This is a genomic window from Roseovarius sp. D0-M9, from assembly GCF_037083805.1.
Classification (GTDB): Bacteria; Pseudomonadota; Alphaproteobacteria; order Rhodobacterales; family Rhodobacteraceae; genus Roseovarius.
The window spans coordinates 42947-59743 of the sequence record NZ_JBAPKZ010000020.1 but is presented as its reverse complement, the minus strand read 5'-3'; the positions used below and the strand labels follow the sequence as shown (position 1 = coordinate 59743).

General features: G+C 60.6%; 28 protein-coding genes. 14 read left to right on the top strand and 14 right to left on the bottom strand.

The window, feature by feature from the left end:
- The 3 genes from V8352_RS13760 to V8352_RS13750 are packed head-to-tail and all read left to right on the top strand — an operon-like array spanning window position 1 to window position 1464.
- A complete protein-coding gene (locus tag V8352_RS13760; RefSeq protein ID WP_336424869.1) occupies window positions 1-732 on the top strand; it encodes a heme ABC transporter permease in 732 nt (243 codons plus the stop codon).
- Window positions 732-890 (top strand): heme exporter protein CcmD, encoded by a 159-nt coding sequence (gene ccmD / locus V8352_RS13755; protein ID WP_336424868.1) that lies wholly within the window; start codon window positions 732-734, stop codon window positions 888-890. Before V8352_RS13760 ends, ccmD begins: the two co-directional genes overlap by 1 nt.
- Window positions 883-1464, top strand: a complete 582-nt coding sequence (locus V8352_RS13750) for a DsbE family thiol:disulfide interchange protein (protein ID WP_336424867.1) — start codon at window positions 883-885, stop codon at window positions 1462-1464. The genes ccmD and V8352_RS13750 overlap by 8 nt, the downstream gene beginning before the upstream one ends.
- Before the next feature lie 125 nt (window positions 1465-1589).
- On the opposite strand, the gene acnA is transcribed toward V8352_RS13750, so the two are convergent.
- Window positions 1590-4361: an aconitate hydratase AcnA gene (gene acnA, locus V8352_RS13745; protein WP_336424866.1), complete on the bottom strand. Its 2772-nt coding sequence runs from the start codon at window positions 4359-4361 to the stop codon at window positions 1590-1592.
- 412 nt (window positions 4362-4773) lie between these two features.
- Between acnA and V8352_RS13740 the strand changes: the two genes are divergently transcribed.
- A complete protein-coding gene (locus V8352_RS13740; RefSeq protein WP_336424865.1) occupies window positions 4774-5451 on the top strand; it encodes a DUF1223 domain-containing protein in 678 nt (225 codons plus the stop codon).
- Here the strand turns inward: V8352_RS13740 and V8352_RS13735 are convergent.
- The 13 genes from V8352_RS13735 to V8352_RS13675 form a co-directional block, all read right to left on the bottom strand.
- Complete coding sequence (locus V8352_RS13735) at window positions 5440-6405, bottom strand: lysophospholipid acyltransferase family protein (RefSeq protein ID WP_336424864.1); 966 nt, start codon at window positions 6403-6405, stop codon at window positions 5440-5442. The genes V8352_RS13740 and V8352_RS13735 overlap by 12 nt on opposite strands.
- A gap of 105 nt (window positions 6406-6510) precedes the next feature.
- Window positions 6511-7158 (bottom strand): FliG C-terminal domain-containing protein, encoded by a 648-nt coding sequence (locus tag V8352_RS13730; RefSeq protein WP_336424863.1) that lies wholly within the window; start codon window positions 7156-7158, stop codon window positions 6511-6513.
- A 22-nt stretch (window positions 7159-7180) separates the two neighbouring features.
- Window positions 7181-7399 carry a DNA-binding protein gene (locus tag V8352_RS13725; RefSeq protein WP_336424862.1) on the bottom strand — a complete coding sequence of 73 codons (219 nt, stop codon included), beginning with the start codon at window positions 7397-7399 and terminating at the stop codon, window positions 7181-7183.
- A gap of 15 nt (window positions 7400-7414) precedes the next feature.
- On the bottom strand, window positions 7415-7873 hold the full coding sequence (locus tag V8352_RS13720; RefSeq protein ID WP_336424861.1) for a hypothetical protein: 459 nt from the start codon (window positions 7871-7873) through the stop codon (window positions 7415-7417).
- Window positions 7870-8124, bottom strand: a complete 255-nt coding sequence (locus V8352_RS13715) for a hypothetical protein (protein WP_336424860.1) — start codon at window positions 8122-8124, stop codon at window positions 7870-7872. The genes V8352_RS13720 and V8352_RS13715 overlap by 4 nt, the downstream gene beginning before the upstream one ends.
- Window positions 8121-8783 carry a hypothetical protein gene (locus V8352_RS13710; RefSeq protein WP_336424859.1) on the bottom strand — a complete coding sequence of 221 codons (663 nt, stop codon included), beginning with the start codon at window positions 8781-8783 and terminating at the stop codon, window positions 8121-8123. The genes V8352_RS13715 and V8352_RS13710 overlap by 4 nt, the downstream gene beginning before the upstream one ends.
- A 176-nt stretch (window positions 8784-8959) precedes the next feature.
- Entirely contained in the window at window positions 8960-9256 is a 297-nt protein-coding gene (locus tag V8352_RS13705; RefSeq protein WP_336424858.1) for a hypothetical protein, read from the bottom strand.
- Window positions 9253-9483, bottom strand: coding sequence for a helix-turn-helix domain-containing protein (locus V8352_RS13700; RefSeq protein ID WP_336424857.1), 231 nt, complete (start codon window positions 9481-9483; stop codon window positions 9253-9255). Before V8352_RS13700 ends, V8352_RS13705 begins: the two co-directional genes overlap by 4 nt.
- Before the next feature lie 2 nt (window positions 9484-9485).
- Window positions 9486-9776, bottom strand: coding sequence for a DUF2312 domain-containing protein (locus V8352_RS13695; RefSeq protein ID WP_336424856.1), 291 nt, complete (start codon window positions 9774-9776; stop codon window positions 9486-9488).
- 40 nt (window positions 9777-9816) lie between these two features.
- Window positions 9817-9987, bottom strand: a complete 171-nt coding sequence (locus V8352_RS13690; RefSeq protein ID WP_336424855.1) for a hypothetical protein — start codon at window positions 9985-9987, stop codon at window positions 9817-9819.
- Window positions 9980-10576, bottom strand: a complete 597-nt coding sequence (locus V8352_RS13685) for a hypothetical protein (protein ID WP_336424854.1) — start codon at window positions 10574-10576, stop codon at window positions 9980-9982. The genes V8352_RS13690 and V8352_RS13685 overlap by 8 nt, the downstream gene beginning before the upstream one ends.
- Before the next feature lie 184 nt (window positions 10577-10760).
- Window positions 10761-11285 carry a hypothetical protein gene (locus V8352_RS13680; protein WP_336424853.1) on the bottom strand — a complete coding sequence of 175 codons (525 nt, stop codon included), beginning with the start codon at window positions 11283-11285 and terminating at the stop codon, window positions 10761-10763.
- Window positions 11286-11483: 198 nt separating this feature from the next.
- Complete coding sequence (locus tag V8352_RS13675; RefSeq protein ID WP_336424852.1) at window positions 11484-12131, bottom strand: helix-turn-helix domain-containing protein; 648 nt, start codon at window positions 12129-12131, stop codon at window positions 11484-11486.
- 87 nt (window positions 12132-12218) lie between these two features.
- Between V8352_RS13675 and V8352_RS13670 the strand changes: the two genes are divergently transcribed.
- From V8352_RS13670 to V8352_RS13625, 10 genes are all read left to right on the top strand, one after another.
- Window positions 12219-12440, top strand: a complete 222-nt coding sequence (locus tag V8352_RS13670) for a hypothetical protein (protein ID WP_336424851.1) — start codon at window positions 12219-12221, stop codon at window positions 12438-12440.
- Window positions 12437-12781 carry a hypothetical protein gene (locus tag V8352_RS13665; protein ID WP_336424850.1) on the top strand — a complete coding sequence of 115 codons (345 nt, stop codon included), beginning with the start codon at window positions 12437-12439 and terminating at the stop codon, window positions 12779-12781. The genes V8352_RS13670 and V8352_RS13665 overlap by 4 nt, the downstream gene beginning before the upstream one ends.
- A 317-nt stretch (window positions 12782-13098) precedes the next feature.
- Entirely contained in the window at window positions 13099-13482 is a 384-nt protein-coding gene (locus V8352_RS13660) for a VRR-NUC domain-containing protein (protein ID WP_336424849.1), read from the top strand.
- A complete protein-coding gene (locus V8352_RS13655; protein ID WP_336424848.1) occupies window positions 13479-14336 on the top strand; it encodes a helix-turn-helix domain-containing protein in 858 nt (285 codons plus the stop codon). The genes V8352_RS13660 and V8352_RS13655 overlap by 4 nt, the downstream gene beginning before the upstream one ends.
- On the top strand, window positions 14333-14584 hold the full coding sequence (locus V8352_RS13650; RefSeq protein ID WP_336424847.1) for a hypothetical protein: 252 nt from the start codon (window positions 14333-14335) through the stop codon (window positions 14582-14584). Before V8352_RS13655 ends, V8352_RS13650 begins: the two co-directional genes overlap by 4 nt.
- Window positions 14577-15041 (top strand): hypothetical protein, encoded by a 465-nt coding sequence (locus tag V8352_RS13645; protein ID WP_336424846.1) that lies wholly within the window; start codon window positions 14577-14579, stop codon window positions 15039-15041. Before V8352_RS13650 ends, V8352_RS13645 begins: the two co-directional genes overlap by 8 nt.
- 33 nt (window positions 15042-15074) lie before the next feature.
- Window positions 15075-15302 carry a hypothetical protein gene (locus tag V8352_RS13640; RefSeq protein ID WP_336424845.1) on the top strand — a complete coding sequence of 76 codons (228 nt, stop codon included), beginning with the start codon at window positions 15075-15077 and terminating at the stop codon, window positions 15300-15302.
- 206 nt (window positions 15303-15508) lie between these two features.
- The gene (locus tag V8352_RS13635) at window positions 15509-15940 is read left to right on the top strand and encodes a hypothetical protein (RefSeq protein WP_336424844.1); all 432 of its coding nucleotides are present in this window, start codon (window positions 15509-15511) and stop codon (window positions 15938-15940) included.
- A complete protein-coding gene (locus V8352_RS13630; RefSeq protein ID WP_336424843.1) occupies window positions 15933-16553 on the top strand; it encodes a YcbK family protein in 621 nt (206 codons plus the stop codon). Before V8352_RS13635 ends, V8352_RS13630 begins: the two co-directional genes overlap by 8 nt.
- Window positions 16550-16780 carry a hypothetical protein gene (locus V8352_RS13625; protein WP_336424842.1) on the top strand — a complete coding sequence of 77 codons (231 nt, stop codon included), beginning with the start codon at window positions 16550-16552 and terminating at the stop codon, window positions 16778-16780. Before V8352_RS13630 ends, V8352_RS13625 begins: the two co-directional genes overlap by 4 nt.
- The last annotated feature ends 17 nt before the right edge of the window (window positions 16781-16797 follow it).

The following is a 16797-nucleotide window of genomic DNA, read 5'->3' as shown; positions in this document are numbered from 1 at the left end:
ATGGCCTCGCTCTGGGAATACGCGAATCCACGCAAATTCATTGCCACCTCGGACCGCGTTTTGCCGTGGATCGGGATTTTGGCGCTGGTTTCGCTGGTTGTCGGTCTGGTCTGGGGCTTTTTCTTTACACCCGAGGATTACCGGCAGGGCGCCAGCGTCAAGATTATCTACCTGCACGTGCCCTCGGCGCTGATGGCGATCAACGCGTGGCTGATGATGCTGGTCGCCTCGCTGATCTGGATCGTGCGGCGCCATCATGTAAGTGCTCTGGCCGCCCGCGCCGCTGCCCCGGTGGGCGCCGTGATGACGGTGATCGCGCTAGTCACCGGCGCGCTCTGGGGGCAGCCGATCTGGGGGACATGGTGGGTGTGGGATCCGCGCCTGACATCCTTCCTGATCCTCTTTCTCTTTTACCTTGGCTATATCGCGCTCTGGTCCGCGATCGAGAATGACGACACGGCGGCCGATCTCACATCGGTTCTTTGCCTCGTCGGATCGGTCTTTGCGCTGCTCAGCCGCTATGCGGTGCTGTTCTGGAATCAGGGCCTGCATCAGGGCGCATCTCTCAGCCTCGATAAGGAAGAGAACGTGGCAGACGTATTCTACCTGCCGCTTTTGGTGTGCATCGCGGGGTTTGTCCTGCTGTGCATCGCGCTGATTCTGATACGCACGCAAACCGAAATCCGGGCGCGCCGGATGCGCGCGTTGCTGGCCCGCGAAAGGATGGGATGATGATGCCCGAACTTGGAAAATATGCGTTTGCGGTGCTGGGCTCATACGGGGTGACGCTGGCCCTCTTGGGTTTCCTTGGCGCGCTCAGTATGGCGCGGGCACGGCGTGTGCGCCGCCAACTTGAATCGCTCGAGCAAAGGATGCGTGGCAATGGCTAGGATATCTCCGCTGATGATCGCGCCGCCGGTCCTCTTTGCGTGCCTCGCGGGGCTTTTCTTCGTGGGTATGCAGCGGGGCGATCCCGATGCGCTGCCGTCGGTTTTCATTGGCAAGCCCGCGCCGCCTGTTCCGGAACAGGGGCTGGATGGCCGGGCGCTTTTGACCGACGCGGATCTTCGCAGCGGCGATGTGACGATCGTCAATTTCTGGGCCAGCTGGTGCCCACCCTGCCGGGCCGAACACCCCAAGCTCAAGGAGCTGACCGCCGAGGGGCTGCGTGTTGCGGGCATCAACTTCAAGGATGGCGAGGCGCAGGCACAGAAATATCTGAACGACGACGGCGATCCGTTCTTTGCCAATGCGTTCGATCCCAAGGGCGCGACGGCTATCGACTGGGGAGTCACCGCGCCGCCCGAGACGTTCATCGTCGCGGGCGATGGCACGGTTCTCTTTCGCTATGCCGGCCCGCTGNCAAGGGCGCGACGGCTATCGACTGGGGAGTCACCGCGCCGCCCGAGACGTTCATCGTCGCGGGCGATGGCACGGTTCTCTTTCGCTATGCCGGCCCGCTGATCGGCAGCGACTACGAGCAGCGCTTCAGGCCCGCGCTGGACAAGGCGCTGGAAGATAACGCGCAATAAAAAACGCCCGCTGGCCAGATGGCCGCGGGCGTTTTCATGTCTTGGCTCAGGCGGGTATCAGGCGGATTTCGCCAGATCGCGCAGCACATAGTTCAGCACGCCGCCATTTTCGACATATTCGATCTCGATGGCCGTATCGATCCGGCACTTCAGCGTGATCTCTTTCTCGCTGCCGTCCTCCATCGTGATCGTGCAAGGCACTTCGTCTTGCGGCTTGAGCGTGTCGAGCCCCTTGATCGAAACGCTTTCCTTGCCGGTCAGGCCCAGCGATTTGCGCGTGTCGCCGTTCATGAACTCGAAGGGAATGACCCCCATCCCGACGAGGTTCGAGCGGTGGATACGCTCGAAATTCTCTGCGATGACTGCCTTTACCCCCAGAAGGGCCGTGCCCTTGGCAGCCCAGTCACGGCTGGAGCCTGCGCCATATTGTTCACCGCCAAAGATCACCAGCGGGGTGTCTTTTTCGGCATAGGCCATGGCCGCGTCAAAGATCGACATCTGGCTGCCATCCGGCCCAAGCGTATAGCCGCCCTCGACATCATCCAGCATCTCGTTGCGGATGCGGATGTTGGCGAAGGTGCCGCGCATCATCACCTCGTGGTTGCCACGGCGGCTGCCGTAGGAGTTGAACTCGCGCACAGGCACCTGCCGCTCGCGCAGGTATTCGCCCGCTGGCGTCGTTTCCTTGAAGCTGCCGGCCGGGCTGATGTGGTCGGTTGTGACCATATCGCCAAGGACAGCCAGAACGCTGGCATTCTCGATGTTCGAGATCGTGCCCGGATCCTTGGACATGCCCTGAAAGTAGGGCGGGTTCTGCACGTAGGTCGATTGGGCGGGCCAGTCATAGGTCTCGCCCTCGGAGGTTTCGACCTCCTGCCACTTGTCGTCGCCCTTGAACACATCGGCGTATTTCGACTGGAACGCCTCGCGCGTCACAGTTGCCTCGACCAGTTCGGCGATCTCGGCCTGGGTCGGCCAGATGTCCTTGAGATAGACATCGTTGCCATCGTGGTCTTGCCCCAAGGGCGCTGTGGTGATGTCGACATTCATGTCGCCGACCAGCGCATAGGCCACGACCAGCGGCGGCGAGGCCAGGTAGTTGGCGCGCACATCGGGGCTGATGCGGCCTTCGAAGTTGCGGTTGCCCGACAGCACGGACACGCCGATCAGGTCATTGTCCGTGATGCATTTGCTGATCTTCGGGTCCAGTGGACCCGAGTTGCCGATGCAGGTTGTGCAGCCGTAGCCGACCAGATTGAAGCCGATCTTGTCCAGATCCTCTTGCAGGCCAGCCGCCTCAAGATAGTGGGACACCACCTGAGAGCCGGGCGCGAGCGAAGTTTTCACCCAAGGCTTGCGGTTCAGGCCACGCTCGGCCGCCTTGCGCGCGACAAGGCCCGCGCCGATCATCACGTAAGGGTTCGACGTGTTGGTGCACGAGGTGATCGACGCGATCACGATCGAGCCGTCATGCATCTGATACGCCTCGTCGCCGGTCACATAGCCGCGCTTGTGCGTTCCCTCGTCGCCGGGAATGTCTTGTGGCTCGACGTGCCCGCCCTCAGCTTCCCACCGGCCTTCGGCGCTTTTGCTGCCATCCTTGGCCTTGCGCTGGCCCTTGATGTACTTGTGAAATTCAGTCGCCGCGCGGTCGAGCGCGATGTAGTCCTGCGGACGCTTGGGGCCGGAAATCGCGGGCACGATTTCGCCCATGTCCAGATGCAGGGTGTCGGTATAGATGGGCGCGTAATCCGCATCACGCCACATGCCGTTCTCCTTGGCATAGGCTTCGACCAGGGCGATGCGGTCCTTGTCGCGGCCCGTGTTCGTGAGGTAGCGCAGCGTCTCGTCGTCGATCGGAAAGAAGCCGCAGGTCGCGCCATATTCCGGTGCCATGTTGGCGATGGTCGCACGATCCGCCAGCGGCAGATTGTCGAGGCCCTTGCCATAGAATTCGACGAACTTGCTGACCACGCCCTTTTCGCGCAGCATCTCGACGACCTTCAGCACCAGGTCGGTGCCCGTCGTGCCCTCGGTCATCTTGCCGGTCAGCTCAAAACCGATGACCTCGGGGATCAGCATCGAGATGGGCTGGCCCAACATGGCCGCCTCGGCCTCGATCCCGCCAACGCCCCAGCCCAGAACGGCCGCGCCATTGACCATCGTGGTGTGGCTGTCGGTGCCGACGAGCGTATCGGGATAGGCCACTTCGTCGCCGTTCTGGTCGGTGTCGGTCCAGACGGTCTGGGCCAGATACTCAAGGTTGACCTGGTGGCAGATGCCGGTGCCGGGGGGCACGACGCGGAAGTTGTTGAAGGCCCCCTGACCCCATTTCAGGAACTGGTAGCGTTCCATGTTCCGCTCATACTCGCGGTCGACATTCATCTGAAAGGCGCGCGGATTGCCGAATTCGTCGATCATCACCGAGTGGTCGATCACCAGATCGACGGGGTTCAGCGGATTGATCTGCTGAGCCTTGCCGCCGAGGGCGACGATACCGTCGCGCATCGCGGCAAGGTCAACGACCGCAGGCACCCCGGTGAAATCCTGCATCAGGACGCGGGCAGGGCGGTAGGCGATCTCGCGGGGGTTCTTGCCCCCTTTTTCGGCCCATTCCGAGAATGCCTTGATGTCATCCTGCGTGACGGTCTTGCCGTCTTCGAAACGCAGCATGTTCTCCAGAACGACCTTCAGCGCGGCGGGCAGGCGGGTAAAATCGCCCAGCCCAGCCTCTTCGGCGGCCTTGATCGAGTAGTAGGCGACGCTCTGGTCGCCGGATTTCAGGGTTTTGCGCGTCTTGGCGGAATCATGTCCCACATTGATTGGCATTGGGCTATCCTTTCGGGTCATCGAAACGGTGGCGGCACGTCGCGGAATGCGCCGTGCGAAAATGGCTGCGTTCTGCACGTCAGCGAAAGCAGGCGGCGCCACTGGGCCAGTAAAACAAAACGCCAGAAGCGGCCATTTCGTTGCATTCGGGCCTCAGTAGCGCCTGCGGTGCAGGCGCGGAAGTGCGACTGTTCAAGGTTCTCGCGCATTTGAAAACGGCGATCAAGTGAACATTGCAAGTTTTGTATACTATTGCACACCAAAGCGCACGTCGAATGTTTGCAACTTGAATCATTGTCACGACTCTGACGAAACCTTGATTGGTGTTTCAGGTGCGCTGCGCTTAGCTTCGGGCATCTGACCGACAGGTCGCTACCGCGGGGGCAGGATGCGGAAAATCACCTCTTATCTAATGGTTGCCGCAATTTCGGTCTTGCCGGGGTTCGCCGCCAGCGCCGCTGACCGGCCGGTTCTGGTGGAACTCTATACATCTCAAGGTTGCTCGTCCTGTCCGCCCGCGGACGCGTTCCTTCATGATCTGGCCGCCCGTGATAACGTGATCGCATTGGCGCTTCATGTGGATTACTGGGATTATCTCTTTGACGACCTCTTCGGCAAGGCGGCCCATACCAAGCGGCAGTATGGCTATGCCGTCGCCGGGGGGCGCGACACGGTCTACACCCCCCAGATGATCATCAATGGTGTGCATGATGTGGTCGGCAACCGGTCAAAGGATGTGGACGCGCTGATCGACAAGCATCTTGCTGCGCCGGCAGCCGTCGCGCTGAAACTGACGCGCGAGGACGGGCAGATGACGATCTCGGCCACTGCGGATGACGGCTTTGATGCGCCGCTGATCGTGCAGGTGGCACACTATATTCCGCAGCAGACCGTTTCCATTGACCGGGGCGAGAACGCGGGCCACACCTTTTCCTACATCAACATCGTGACCGATCTAACCGAGCTGGGACGTTGGGATCCGGCGGAGCCTTTGTCGATGAAGGTACGCGCGGCCGAGGACGCGCATCTGGCCGTGATCTTGCAGCGTCCCGGCCATGGCAAGGTCGAGGCGGCCGCCCTACTGCGGTAGGTCGGCGCCGCCCTGCATCTCGGCCATGCGCGCCGCACCGCGATCGGCCATGTCGCCTGTCCCGTCCTTCCAGCGGCGGTGGATCCAGAACCATTGGTCCATGTGCGCGCGCACCTGCCGCTCCAGCCGCGCATTGAACTCGCGCGTCATCTCGACGGGATCGCCGGGGGCGATGGGCTCTTCGACGTGGATGTCGAAATCCAGACCATTTTCGCGCCGTATTCCCCAGACAGGCACCAGTGGCGCGTCGAATTTCAACGCAAGCTCGGCGGTGACAAGTGATGTCAGCGCGGGCTGGCCAAAGAAATCGAGCGGCACGCCGCCATGGGCGTTGAGATCGTTCAGAATGGCCAATACACCGCCACTGCGCAGATGCTTGGTCATCTGCACCATGCCGCGCCGTCCCTGTTCGAACATCGGCTGGCTGAGAGAGCCCATTGCGTGAGTATAATGCACGTTGAAATAGCGGTTCTTCATCGGACGGTAGAAAACACCCATCTCGAAGCCTTGCTGAACCATGGCAACGCGTGCGGCGTTGAAGCTGCCCAGATGCCCGGTGACGAAAATCACGGGACGGCCTTCGGCGCGGGCGGCCTGAATCGCGGGCAGGCCGGGGCCGGTGACGGGGGAGTGACGCGCCCGGCCCGAGAATTCGGCAGCCGAAAACATCTCCATCATGTTGCGGCCCGCGTTGTCGGGCACGCTGCGCATCAGGCGGCGTACATCGTCCTGCGGCAAGTCGGGCATGGCGAGCGCCAGATTTTCGCGCACGCGGTCCGTGTAGCCGGCCAGCGGTGCGACCAGCCGTGATGTCATCCACCCCAGCGCCGGAATTCGCCAGCGATAAGGCATGAGGCCAGCCAGCCCGATCAGCGCACGCAGCGCCAGATTGACGGTATACTCGCTTGCGCGCTGCATCAGCGGGTCTTTGGCGGGATCTTTGTCAGTGCTCATCAGGGGCCTCGCCGCTGGGATCGGGTCCGGCAGACATAAAGCGCCCCCCGCATGATCACAAGGCGCAGGCACAAGGCGCTCGGCCATGCACGGTGTATGAGGGTCTCACTCCTCCTCACTGTCGGCTTGCACCAACGTGATCTCGCCCGCTGCCTGTAGGCGGCGAACGGCGTTGACGACCTGCGTCATCGCCTCCTCCCCCTCCTTGGTCTTGACGCGGCCCATTTCCTCCATTTCCTCGCGAATGGCGTCGGCGAGGCGGCGCGAAATGTTGCTGAGGATATATTCCGCGACCTCGGCGAGATCGCCCGCCGAGGCGGCGGAAAGGGCCACGACGAGCACCGATTGATCCACCTCGCGCGTCACCTTGGGCATATCCGTGGCCGCGACGCGCGCCGGAATGTTGGCAAAGGTGAAGATCGCGCGCCTGACCTGCTCGGCGAATGCCTGATCCTCGGCGTCGAGGCCAGTCAGCACGTCGTCGCGCAGCGTCGAGGAGGTGGAATTGAGGATGGCGCCAATGCGGCTGGCCGGGCCCTCGTTGAACGCTGTTTCGGGCATGTCATTGAGCTGCGCAGCCAGTGCAAGGCCGATCCGATCCACCGCGCCGGGTGTCACCGCGTCGGTCTGCGATACCGCGAAGGTCACGCGGCGCGCAACGTCGCCGGGCAGGCGGCTAAGCAGATCGGCGGCGCGCGTCACGTCCAGCTTGGACAGCATGACGGCGGCGACTTCGGTGCTTTCGGCCAGCACCAATTTCTCCTTATTTTGCTGCTCATTTCGGGCGAAGGGTTTTCTGCTCCCCCATTCGCTCCCCCAGGCCCATGATAAAGTTTCTCACCTGGACCGGGTCCACAAAGGACATCGTGCCGCGCTTGTGGATCGTGATGTGATTGTCGGCGGCCCAGCGATAAAGCGTCGCGCGGTGAACACCGAAGGCGGCTTTTGCGTTGGAGACGCGGACCATGATGGGATCTGGGTGGGTTGTGCTCACGGTGTTCTCCTTGGGTTACGGTTTGCTGATCGCGGTGATGGCATTGGCTCGCAGGTAGTCCAGATCGGAGTGGAATGGGTCAGTGATGCCCAGCAGAAGCGCGCGGATCATGGCGGCGGCTCCCTGATCGTGATTGTCGGCGTGGTCATACGCTGCCGCTCCGAATGCGGCGCCTATCGCTAGATTGATGTGGGCGTCCGGTCTTTCTCCCGCCATTGCGGCATCCCAGCACTCGAGCAGCACTTTCGCCGCCTCTTCAACGGGATCGCCTTGGGGGTGGGTTTCGGCGCGTGTCTTTATCTCCGCCATAATCTTTTTGATCGTCGTCCACGGCACGTTGACCATGCGGACGTATTCTTCGCCGTCATCCTCGACCATCGGGAAGGGCATGGTGAATTCGCCCATATAGGCGGCTTTTGTCTCTGCGCTGGGCGTCAGGGCTTCGGCATACTGTTTTGCGGTCGGGGTGCTCATTTATCTGCCTTTCGGTGGTTCAATTTTTCGGCGTGGTGTGCGAGCCGGGCTTCGACGCCTTCGACCAGGCCCAAGTTCAGCATTCCGGCTGCCTTTTCGTGATCGGCGTCCATCACTACCAAAAGGACGCAGGCGATTGTGCCTTCCAGCGTGACCATCACTTCGCCGAGATCCGCGCGCGGATCGCGATCCTCTACGATCTCCTTGGCTGCGCGCAGCACGCGTTGGTTTTCGCGGTCGGCGTCATTCATTGGATTGGCTCGGGCGCGTCGCCGCCCATCTGGTCGATGTTCTGGCGGTGAACGGTGAAGGTGTAGGCGGCAACCCAATCGTTGCGGTCCCATGCGTCGGGTCCGTGGATGCTGTTCCAGAGGTGGCGAAACCAATCACGCGGGCTTGGGCCATCGGCCATGTTGGCGAATGGGCAGCCTTCATCCATCGCATCGCCACGGCTAATGTCCTGCACCCGCTGCACGCGCACGTCCGTGACGGTAAGCGTCAGGCGCGAGACGCGGCGTGGCATGTGGATCGGGCTTTTCTTGGGTTTCGGCAGCATCGCATCGCAAGACGCGCAGCACTTCCTGTCACCGATGCCAGCGCTATTAGCGCCCTCGACATGGTTTATGTGTGAGCAGTCGTCACATTCCCAGAACGCCTCGCGCACCCAGAGGCGGTCGCCGGGGGCGTAGGGCACAAAGCGATAGTGGCGGAATTTATCAAGGGTGATCCACTCGCCCCGGTCGTGATCTTCCCAGCCCCATGCTTCTGGATCGTTCCTGTCATCGTAGCGGCCACCGCAGTATTCGGGCGGGAAGCCACGATCCTTGATCAGTCTGCGCGTCTGCGTTTTGCGACCGTCGATAAGCGCGCGGATCATCGGCGCGCTAAAAATGATGGGGCGATCGGTCATGCTAGACGCTCCTGTTTGAAGTATGGCCGTCGCGTTGGGCCTCGCGGATCGTGTTCGCGATTATCTGCTCCGGATCGATGGGCACTCGGCCGGTGCTTTGGCACCAGCGGCAGTGGACTTTGCCGCAGCGCGGCGCGCATGACGGGCATTCGATCCCGTTGCCGTGCAGAAACTTGTCAGCCATTGCGCGGTGGCCTGATGGTGATCCTGTCGATGCGGGCGCGCTGCATGTCAGGGTCCAGGTTCATGGCGGCGCGCACTTGGCTGCGGATGTCGCACGCGGCCGTTCTGGGCGAGATTGCAAAGATGCGCGTCAGTGTCGTGCCGTCTGGCATCGTCAGTCGGGCGTCGATGGGGATTGGGGCGCCTGCCATTGTTTCGACGCCTGGCGCCGGCATGGGCCGTTCGCCGAGAAGGCGGAAAAGGCCGAGGGCGCGGAGGCGTTCGGGATTGGCTGTTTTCAGGTTGCTCATTTGGGGCGTGCCTCCGCTTGTTTGATCAACCGATATTGCGCGACCAGCTTGCCACTATCGGTGGGCACGCGTTCGCTCTCGATCCGGTGCCCGTCTTGCTTCAAATAGTAGATCCTCGCGCCGAGGCGGAAGCATCCGAATTCGCGCAGCGCCTCCATCGGATCGATGGACTTGCCCGCCTTCAGGTGCGCCAGGATGCGCTGTGTCTGGTTTGTGGTATCGTGCATGCTCACATTCCCAGCGCTTCGCGATACATCTCCAGCACGGCTTCTTCTTCGGCGATGTCATCCTTGTCGCGCTTGCGCATCGTGATCACCTTGCGCAGGACTTTGGTGTCGTATCCGCGAGCCTTGGCCAAGGCCATGACTTCCTTCTGCTGCTCGGCGAGGTCTTTTTTCTCGGCATCGAGGCGCTCGATGCGCTCGACAAACTGGCGCAGTTCATCGGCGGTCACGCGGTATGTCGCTTCTTCGGCTTCGCTCACTTGGTTCTCCAATTCGCTAGAAGGGGATTTCGTCATCGATCGGGTTGCTGTAGCCACTCGGTCCGGTGCCTTGCATTCATTGCTTTCGCTCCGATTGGGCGCTGGGCGCAGTTTCGATCATGTGAACGGCGCCCATGCCCAGCGCGAGGCCGAGCACAATGCCAATGGCTATGCCGGCGATCGTCACTACATCGATGATCCGGTGCGCTCGCTCATGCTCCCTTTTCAATTCGCGGAGGTCAGTCATGGCGCGCTACCATCTCGAGCGGGTTACACGCCGGAATGCCTCGGCAGCGCTCGGCAAGCTCGACCGTCGCTGATGTCTTGCGCGCGACGTGCTCGACCATCTGAGCGGCAGGGATGGTGGCCGCGATGGCAGCGGCGATCAGCAGGGCGCGGCGGATGCGCCCTGGCCGGGCGTCGCGCTGGGCGGCGGCTGCCTGGTAGGTGGTCAGCGGCCTCTTGTCGATTGCTCTGCTGATCGGCACATGGCGCGCATCAGCGGTACGACTGGTGGGGGAAACCGCCAGAGGAAGTCTTTGACCCCACGAGCAACTGTGCATGCACAATTTGCCCGCGGGGAAGGTGACGGCGCTGTAAACACCGCCACCTAGTTCATCCCGCAAGAACAAGGAAAATGCGGAATGAAACCTTTTAAGGAGGTGCGGTTGATGCTCACCATCCTCTACAGCAATCCTGGACTGACAGTCTTTCTCGTCCTCGCCATTGTTGGCGCTGTGGCGATCTCGCGACTTAGCTAAGCCCAGAGTGGCCTGATAGGTCGTAAGCGGCGATTGTTTTCCGCCAGATCCATAAGAGATCGATTGTGTGGCCATGACTGCCTCCATCGCGTGTTGATGGAGTGACTATTGGGGGAAAACATTCCTACGTCAAGCGTAAAGGGAAAGTTTTCCTTTATTTGAGGTGATCAAATAGAATCACAGTGCTAGACTGCAGTTGCGCGCGGCATGTAGAAGCGGCGACGTTCTAATAGATTTAACAGCTTCAGGCGCTGGAGCATCAAGTCTTGGAGCGATGTTGCAACGCCGTATCTCCGGAAAGGAACTGTGCAAATGTACGCTGGGACCAACTAAGCTGCTCGATATCATCCGAGCCCATGGCACGAGCTACTTGATTATGGCAGATGAGATCCAGATAGCGACGCACAGGTGGTTCGCGTGCTTCAATGGTTAAAATCTCCGCGCGCAACTCGCGGATGTCATCAAGACTTGGCGCGTCTTTCATCACTAGAATACGCTCCAGCGCCAAAAATTCCCCTGCGAGACTGTTGTGGTCACGCGCCTTCGCTCCAAGCCTGAAAACTTGATCAAATGCTTGCAGCGCAGCAACAATACCCCCAGAGGCCAATGCAATCCATTGCGGACATTCAGCAAGAATGGAGACAACAACGGAAGATCCTGCAAGGAGCGAAAGAACCGAGATGCCGTTCGACCAGCTCTCGAAAAAGCGCTCCCGTGCGCGGTGGTACCGAACTGATCGTTGCAGGTGACACGATATCTCGTGCCACTGATCTTCGATATTCACTCGCTGGACTCCTCTCCTTTATCAGTCACGCGCCGCGGCGCTGGTCTGGTCGGCGACACGTTAAAAGAATTGCTGCGGGCGCCGCCCTTCTCAGAATTTTTTGAAATATCACGGGGCGTCGGCTTTTTCACGTCTGACGACTTCGAAGGTCTCTTTTTGTCTACCACAAAGCAGCTCCTATTACTATAAACCGAAAATTCATACCCGCCTCACCAAATCCGCTGGCCAGTGTAAGCGCACTGGCGTGGCCCACCTAAGGTGCACACCGTACATCGGAGCGGTCGTGTCGTTGAAACTATGCAGATCAAAAGTGCCGGGATTGCGGCCTTCGCGAACCACCTTCACCCATCCGTCGCCGTCCGCATCCTCGCAAACGCAGCGTCGGCCCAGAGCCTCCGCTGGGACGCCTTCATGTGTCTGACGGGTGTAGAACAGCACATCGCCAGCGGAATATACCGGCTCCATGCTTTCACCCTCGATCTCGACGGCGACAATGTCATGCGGGCTTAGGCCCGGCGGGCAGACAACTTGGGGGCCATCCCCTTTTTCATACGCATCGAAGACAGGCACTTGTGCTCCTGCTCCTACCCGTCCGGCAATACTGACGGTAGGAAAGGACAGCTTGCTGCCTGACCCATAAGCGATGATTTCCTCGACCGTCATATTTAGGGCGCGGGCAATCTGGTACGCTGTCGAAGTCTTCGGAGAAGTAGCTCCACCAGACAGCAGCTTTCGAATCGTGGACTTGTCCAGCCCGGCGTCAGCGGACACCCTGGCTGGCTTTAGGCGGTCCTGGTTCTCTTCGAAAACCCGCCGCAAACCCATGACAAAAGCGTCATCTTCCATGCTCTATCTCCTGCCGCATGGCGGGGGTGTTGGCGATAGGAAAGAAATCCCTTTACTAAAGCGGAAAACTTTCCCATAAAACGGGCCATGGAAAAACTGATTTTGGAAATTGAGGCATACTGCGCCAGTGCGGGCATCAAGCCGCAAAAGCTCTTGCGCGATGCAGTGGGGGCTGGCTGGGGTCAGTGGGCCGCTTGGAAAGCAAACCAGTCGAGCCCGACCATGGCTGTGGTCGATCGGGTTCGCGCTCACATGGCTGAAGGCCCTCCCGAAAACTACAAGAACCGAAAGCGCAGAGCTGCCGCATGAACGCTCTCCCTCCCGGCTCTCCAGTTGTGATCTATGTGAATGGCTCGTCATGCGGTGATCCTGTCACGATCAGCGCGGTCGAGGCGACCGGACCTACCTCCGTGCCGTCTGTGGGCTATGATGCCTACCAAGTTCACCGCGAGTTCCGCGAGCGCTGGTGCACCTACATCACCGGAAACTATCGCAACATCGCCCACGTGGCGCGTGTGTTCCAAGTCTCTGAAAGAACCGCCAGAAACTGGTGGAATGGCCAATTTGGGCCTAACGGCGGCTATGTGGCCGTGGCAATGCGCGAGCATGGTGACCGGGCGTTTCAGATGCTGTTCGGGGAGGCCAGTTAGGTGGTGTGCTTCTCCCTTTTTTTTGCCAGTTCGGGACTTAAACCCGGATTTGCACCCGGACTTACACCCTATGCCATGCTGCACAGCAGCAGATTTGCGCGGCGTTGGATAAGTCCGGTTATTGAAGTCGGCGGCGCTCCGGCGCTGCTTTCATTGGGCGGGCATTTCTTAGGCTGGCTATCGTGGGTCTACCGTAAAAGTCCAATTACGTATGCGGGTCGTGGCCCGTCCGGGGCTTCGGGTTGGCCCTATGGAAACACGGCAGTGCGTGAACACAGCGGCTGCTTCGGCCGAGAACCTTCGCGCGGGAGACTAACATGAAGCGGCGCGGCCATCCCGAGGCGGATATCCAGCGGCAGATTGTCAACGGTCTGCGCGCAATCCTGCCGGCTGGCGCGGTGCTGCACCATTCTGCCAACGAGGTCACGGCCGGAGGCGAGGCAGCCCGTCGCACTCAGTCGATCCTGCGCGGCATGGGCGTTTGGCCCGGTTTCTCGGATCTGCTGTTGATCTCCGAGGGCCGCGTTTTGTTCCTCGAGGTAAAATCTCAAACCGGCCGCCAGTCGGACGATCAACGCGCCTTTCAGGCGGCGGTCGAGGCGCAGGGCTTTGTCTACGAGCTGGTGCGCTCGCTCGATGATGCGCTGCGCGCGCTGGCGAAGCACGGTTTCAAAACTCTCATAAAGGGGTGGTCCCTATGAGCCATGTCGCGACGAATTGGGCTTTCGCCCAGCGCGGGTTAAAGCCTGCCGAGAAGCTGGTCCTTCTCTGTCTGGCGGATCGACACAACCCTGATCGCGGCGGCTGCTGGCCATCGCAGGATCGGCTGGCGGCGGATGCCAATATCTCGGTGTCGTCGCTGAACAACCAGCTTAAAAATCTGGAGGGCGCTGGGCTGATCCGTCGCGAGCGGCGCTTCGATGATGGCAAAAAGCGGCAAATGTCCACCTTCTACATTTTGGGGTTTGAGGATGGCTTTTCACCAGATGAAGAAAAGCTGTCTCCAAAAATTGGAGACGGGGCTGTCTCCAAATCTGACGAAAAGCCGTCTCCAAAAAACGGGCAAAGCAGTCTCCAAAATTTGGAGACTAACCTTGTAAGAGAACCTTTAAGAAGAACCAGTAAGGCGCAGGCGCGCGAAAGCGCACCGGCGCTGGGTGTTGATGAAAAATTCGATTTGTTTTGCAAGGGGCATCCTCACGCGGTGGAACGTGATGTCATCTGGCGGGAATGGCACGAAGCGCTGGCGCTCGGGGCCAATCCGGCGCGGCTTGTGGTCCTGGCCAATCGCTACGCGGCATCGCCAGAGGTTCAACGCGGTTTCCCGAAAAAGGCACAGAATTGGCTGAGAGACGGCGCTTGGCGCGAGGCCAGTGCTTATCCGGAACGGCCGGGCCCGGCTTCGATCGATGAACGGGCTAAATTCTGGGCGAGCTCGATCAACGAGGGCAAGTTCGTTTCGCCGGGTTGTTTCCCTGCCGCAATCGCGACGCGGATGGTCGAGCTGGGCTTGGTCACTCCGGACCAGCTTCGGGCGCGGGGGATTTCGGTGTGATGCGCGACGGCTGCGATTTTTTCGAGCAGGTGTTCCAAAGCGTGACGATGCGCTGCGATGTCCTGCTGGCAAATGTGGAAATCTGGCACAGCGAAACCGGCGAGGTGGTAGCCAACTATGCCGGTCTCGATGATCTGCAGGCTGGGCTACGCTTCTACACCGCCAATCATCATCCACATATGCGCCAGGCGATTATCGCTGCCGAGGGCGCGATCCTCCTGAAAATGGAGGAGGTGCCGCTTGGCTGAATTGCAAACCTCGGAAATGTGCGAGGAGCCCTTGCCGCCTTTACCGGGTGTCGCGGGCGAGCTCGAGGAGGTGATCGGTCGAAGGGCTGTGATCCGGTTGATCAATAATATGCGCGGTACCACCGGTCGGTCTTGGCGCGTTTGTTTCTATGTGCCCAAGGCGCTGCCGATGGATCACGATCTTGTAGACATTCTCGGGTGGCACAAGGCGCGGCTCTTGTCCAAGGCGTTCGGCGGGGAAATCCTGCAGACATCCAATTTGCGAACGATCGAGCGCGATTGGCGAAATCGGTCGCTCGGGTTTTTGCTTAACGAGGCTGTCGCTCGGATGGATGTGCCCGAGATTGCGGAGTTTGAAGGGTTATCCGTCTACCGGGTTCGCGAAATCCTGCGGGGGAAACCGCCAGAGGCCCGCCGGCGCGGTGAAAAGGTAAATTCAACCAGAAGGGTCGCGTGATGCGGTTCGGAAAACCTACGGCGGGCGACGAAAATGGACACAGCGGCGTTCATCGAGACCTATGGCATCCCTGGTGCGGTGATCTTGGGGCTGTCTTTCGCGGTGGTGCATCTGTGGAGGGCCTATGTCGATGTGCAAAACCGGCGCGTGGACGACGCGCAGGCCAGCTCCAAGGAAATCAGGGAGGTCGCGGACGCGGCCAATCAGTCGATCGACGCGCTCACTCGAATTTTGGAGCGGGGGTCCGGCCGTGATCTCTGAAGTCTGGGCAATGCTAACCGGGCGAACGCCTGCCCCTAATGCCAGGGATGAAACAGTGCATGTGCTGGCGGTCCAGCGCCGCGCGCGTGTCAACGAGGTAAAGGTTCGCGCGTCGCGCCTTGAGGCGTTGATCGAGGACTTGAAGCGGGAGCGGGATCGAGCGGATGTGGAGTGATGGCGCTGTTGTGATTTTGTGGTTTTTGTTCTTGGCGTCGCTCGTTGGCGGATTGATGGTTGTGCGCGGTTTTACTCCTCATTCCGTCGAGCGCGGGCAAAGCACCACCTTTCGGCTGTCGGCCGGGATCACTCTGGTCGTGATCGCTTACCTGGCGCGATCGTTCTATTGGGAGATCACGCCTTCTGTCATGCGCGGCTTTTTCCCTGGGCTTTGGCCGCTTTGGTTTGGCTGGACGGGCACGGCCGTGAATGTGCTTTTCAGCTTGGTGTTCCTGCGCGGGCTTTATCATTTTCTGGTCTTGCTGTGGCTGCTGATCCCGTTGCGGGAGCGCGGCGATTGGTCGGTTTGGTCGGCTGCCTTTTATCCAGATCACAACATTTTCTCGGGCATAGTCGGTTTCCTGCGCCGAAAGCCTAGAGGGCGCAAAGGGCGCCGCAGCCAAGGAGGGCGCAATGTCTAAACAAATGATCAAACTGTCGCATTGGAGCGAGGCCACGGATTGGCCTTACGCGCATTTCACGCCTGCCGAGCTCGCCTCGAAAGGCAACGGCAGCCTTAAATTGGAGGTCGACGCGATCGAGCGTCTCGAGCGGCTTCGGGTTAAACTTGACGCGCCCATGCTGGTCACTTCGGCGTACCGCGATCCGGCGCACAATCGATCCGTTGGCGGCGCCAAGGGCAGCTATCACATGCGCGGCCAGGCGTTTGATATTCGCATGGACAATCATGATCCCGCCGAGTTCGAAGAAGCGGCGCGCGAGGTCGGCTTCACTGGCTTTGGCTATTATCCGCATTTGGGCTTTATGCATATCGACACCGGCCCGGCGCGGTCTTGGGGGAAGAAGTTCCCGCTTCGGGAGACGCGATTTGCGCCCGAGCCCGAGCCTGCGCGCAAGACCCAGGCGGCCAAGGAGGGCACGTCGGTCGCGGCGATCGCGGTCGCGGCAGAGAGGGTCGTCAACGAGGCGGCGCCTGTCCTTCCTGACTACCTCGTTACCTACGGCTTTACGGCTTTGGCGGTTTTGGGCTTGGGCATCGTCCTTTGGCGCATGCTGCGGACGCGTGCGGAATGATTGGCCGGGTCAAGCTATGGCTATTGGCGGCGGCGGCTGGGGCTCTTGCCCTGGTCGCTGCTTTGGCGCGTGCCTTTGGGCGCGGCCGCAAAGCGGGGCAAAGGGAGGCCGAGGACGATGGGCGTGAATATGACGAGGGCCGCGCTGCGGATCTGCGCAGGCGGGTTGATGTTGCTCGCGGCAGCCTGCGCGACGCGCAATCCGACGAGCGAGGCTACCGAGACTGAGCGAGCCTTGTGCGAGG

Excerpts from the sequence above, each read along its gene's own strand:
- V8352_RS13760 (WP_336424869.1), top strand. The coding sequence starts at position 1 with ATGGCCTCGCTCTGGGAATACGCGAATCCACGCAAATTCATTGCCACC.
- ccmD (WP_336424868.1), top strand. The coding sequence starts at position 732 with ATGATGCCCGAACTTGGAAAATATGCGTTTGCGGTGCTGGGCTCATAC.
- acnA (WP_336424866.1), bottom strand. The coding sequence starts at position 4,361 with ATGCCAATCAATGTGGGACATGATTCCGCCAAGACGCGCAAAACCCTG.
- V8352_RS13740 (WP_336424865.1), top strand. The coding sequence starts at position 4,774 with ATGGTTGCCGCAATTTCGGTCTTGCCGGGGTTCGCCGCCAGCGCCGCT.
- V8352_RS13735 (WP_336424864.1), bottom strand. The coding sequence starts at position 6,405 with ATGAGCACTGACAAAGATCCCGCCAAAGACCCGCTGATGCAGCGCGCA.
- V8352_RS13720 (WP_336424861.1), bottom strand. The coding sequence starts at position 7,873 with ATGAGCACCCCGACCGCAAAACAGTATGCCGAAGCCCTGACGCCCAGC.
- V8352_RS13715 (WP_336424860.1), bottom strand. The coding sequence starts at position 8,124 with ATGAATGACGCCGACCGCGAAAACCAACGCGTGCTGCGCGCAGCCAAG.
- V8352_RS13710 (WP_336424859.1), bottom strand. The coding sequence starts at position 8,783 with ATGACCGATCGCCCCATCATTTTTAGCGCGCCGATGATCCGCGCGCTT.
- V8352_RS13705 (WP_336424858.1), bottom strand. The coding sequence starts at position 9,256 with ATGAGCAACCTGAAAACAGCCAATCCCGAACGCCTCCGCGCCCTCGGC.
- V8352_RS13700 (WP_336424857.1), bottom strand. The coding sequence starts at position 9,483 with ATGCACGATACCACAAACCAGACACAGCGCATCCTGGCGCACCTGAAG.
- V8352_RS13695 (WP_336424856.1), bottom strand. The coding sequence starts at position 9,776 with ATGACGAAATCCCCTTCTAGCGAATTGGAGAACCAAGTGAGCGAAGCC.
- V8352_RS13690 (WP_336424855.1), bottom strand. The coding sequence starts at position 9,987 with ATGACTGACCTCCGCGAATTGAAAAGGGAGCATGAGCGAGCGCACCGG.
- V8352_RS13685 (WP_336424854.1), bottom strand. The coding sequence starts at position 10,576 with ATGGCCACACAATCGATCTCTTATGGATCTGGCGGAAAACAATCGCCG.
- V8352_RS13675 (WP_336424852.1), bottom strand. The coding sequence starts at position 12,131 with ATGGAAGATGACGCTTTTGTCATGGGTTTGCGGCGGGTTTTCGAAGAG.
- V8352_RS13670 (WP_336424851.1), top strand. The coding sequence starts at position 12,219 with ATGGAAAAACTGATTTTGGAAATTGAGGCATACTGCGCCAGTGCGGGC.
- V8352_RS13665 (WP_336424850.1), top strand. The coding sequence starts at position 12,437 with ATGAACGCTCTCCCTCCCGGCTCTCCAGTTGTGATCTATGTGAATGGC.
- V8352_RS13660 (WP_336424849.1), top strand. The coding sequence starts at position 13,099 with ATGAAGCGGCGCGGCCATCCCGAGGCGGATATCCAGCGGCAGATTGTC.
- V8352_RS13655 (WP_336424848.1), top strand. The coding sequence starts at position 13,479 with ATGAGCCATGTCGCGACGAATTGGGCTTTCGCCCAGCGCGGGTTAAAG.
- V8352_RS13640 (WP_336424845.1), top strand. The coding sequence starts at position 15,075 with ATGGACACAGCGGCGTTCATCGAGACCTATGGCATCCCTGGTGCGGTG.
- V8352_RS13630 (WP_336424843.1), top strand. The coding sequence starts at position 15,933 with ATGTCTAAACAAATGATCAAACTGTCGCATTGGAGCGAGGCCACGGAT.
- V8352_RS13625 (WP_336424842.1), top strand. The coding sequence starts at position 16,550 with ATGATTGGCCGGGTCAAGCTATGGCTATTGGCGGCGGCGGCTGGGGCT.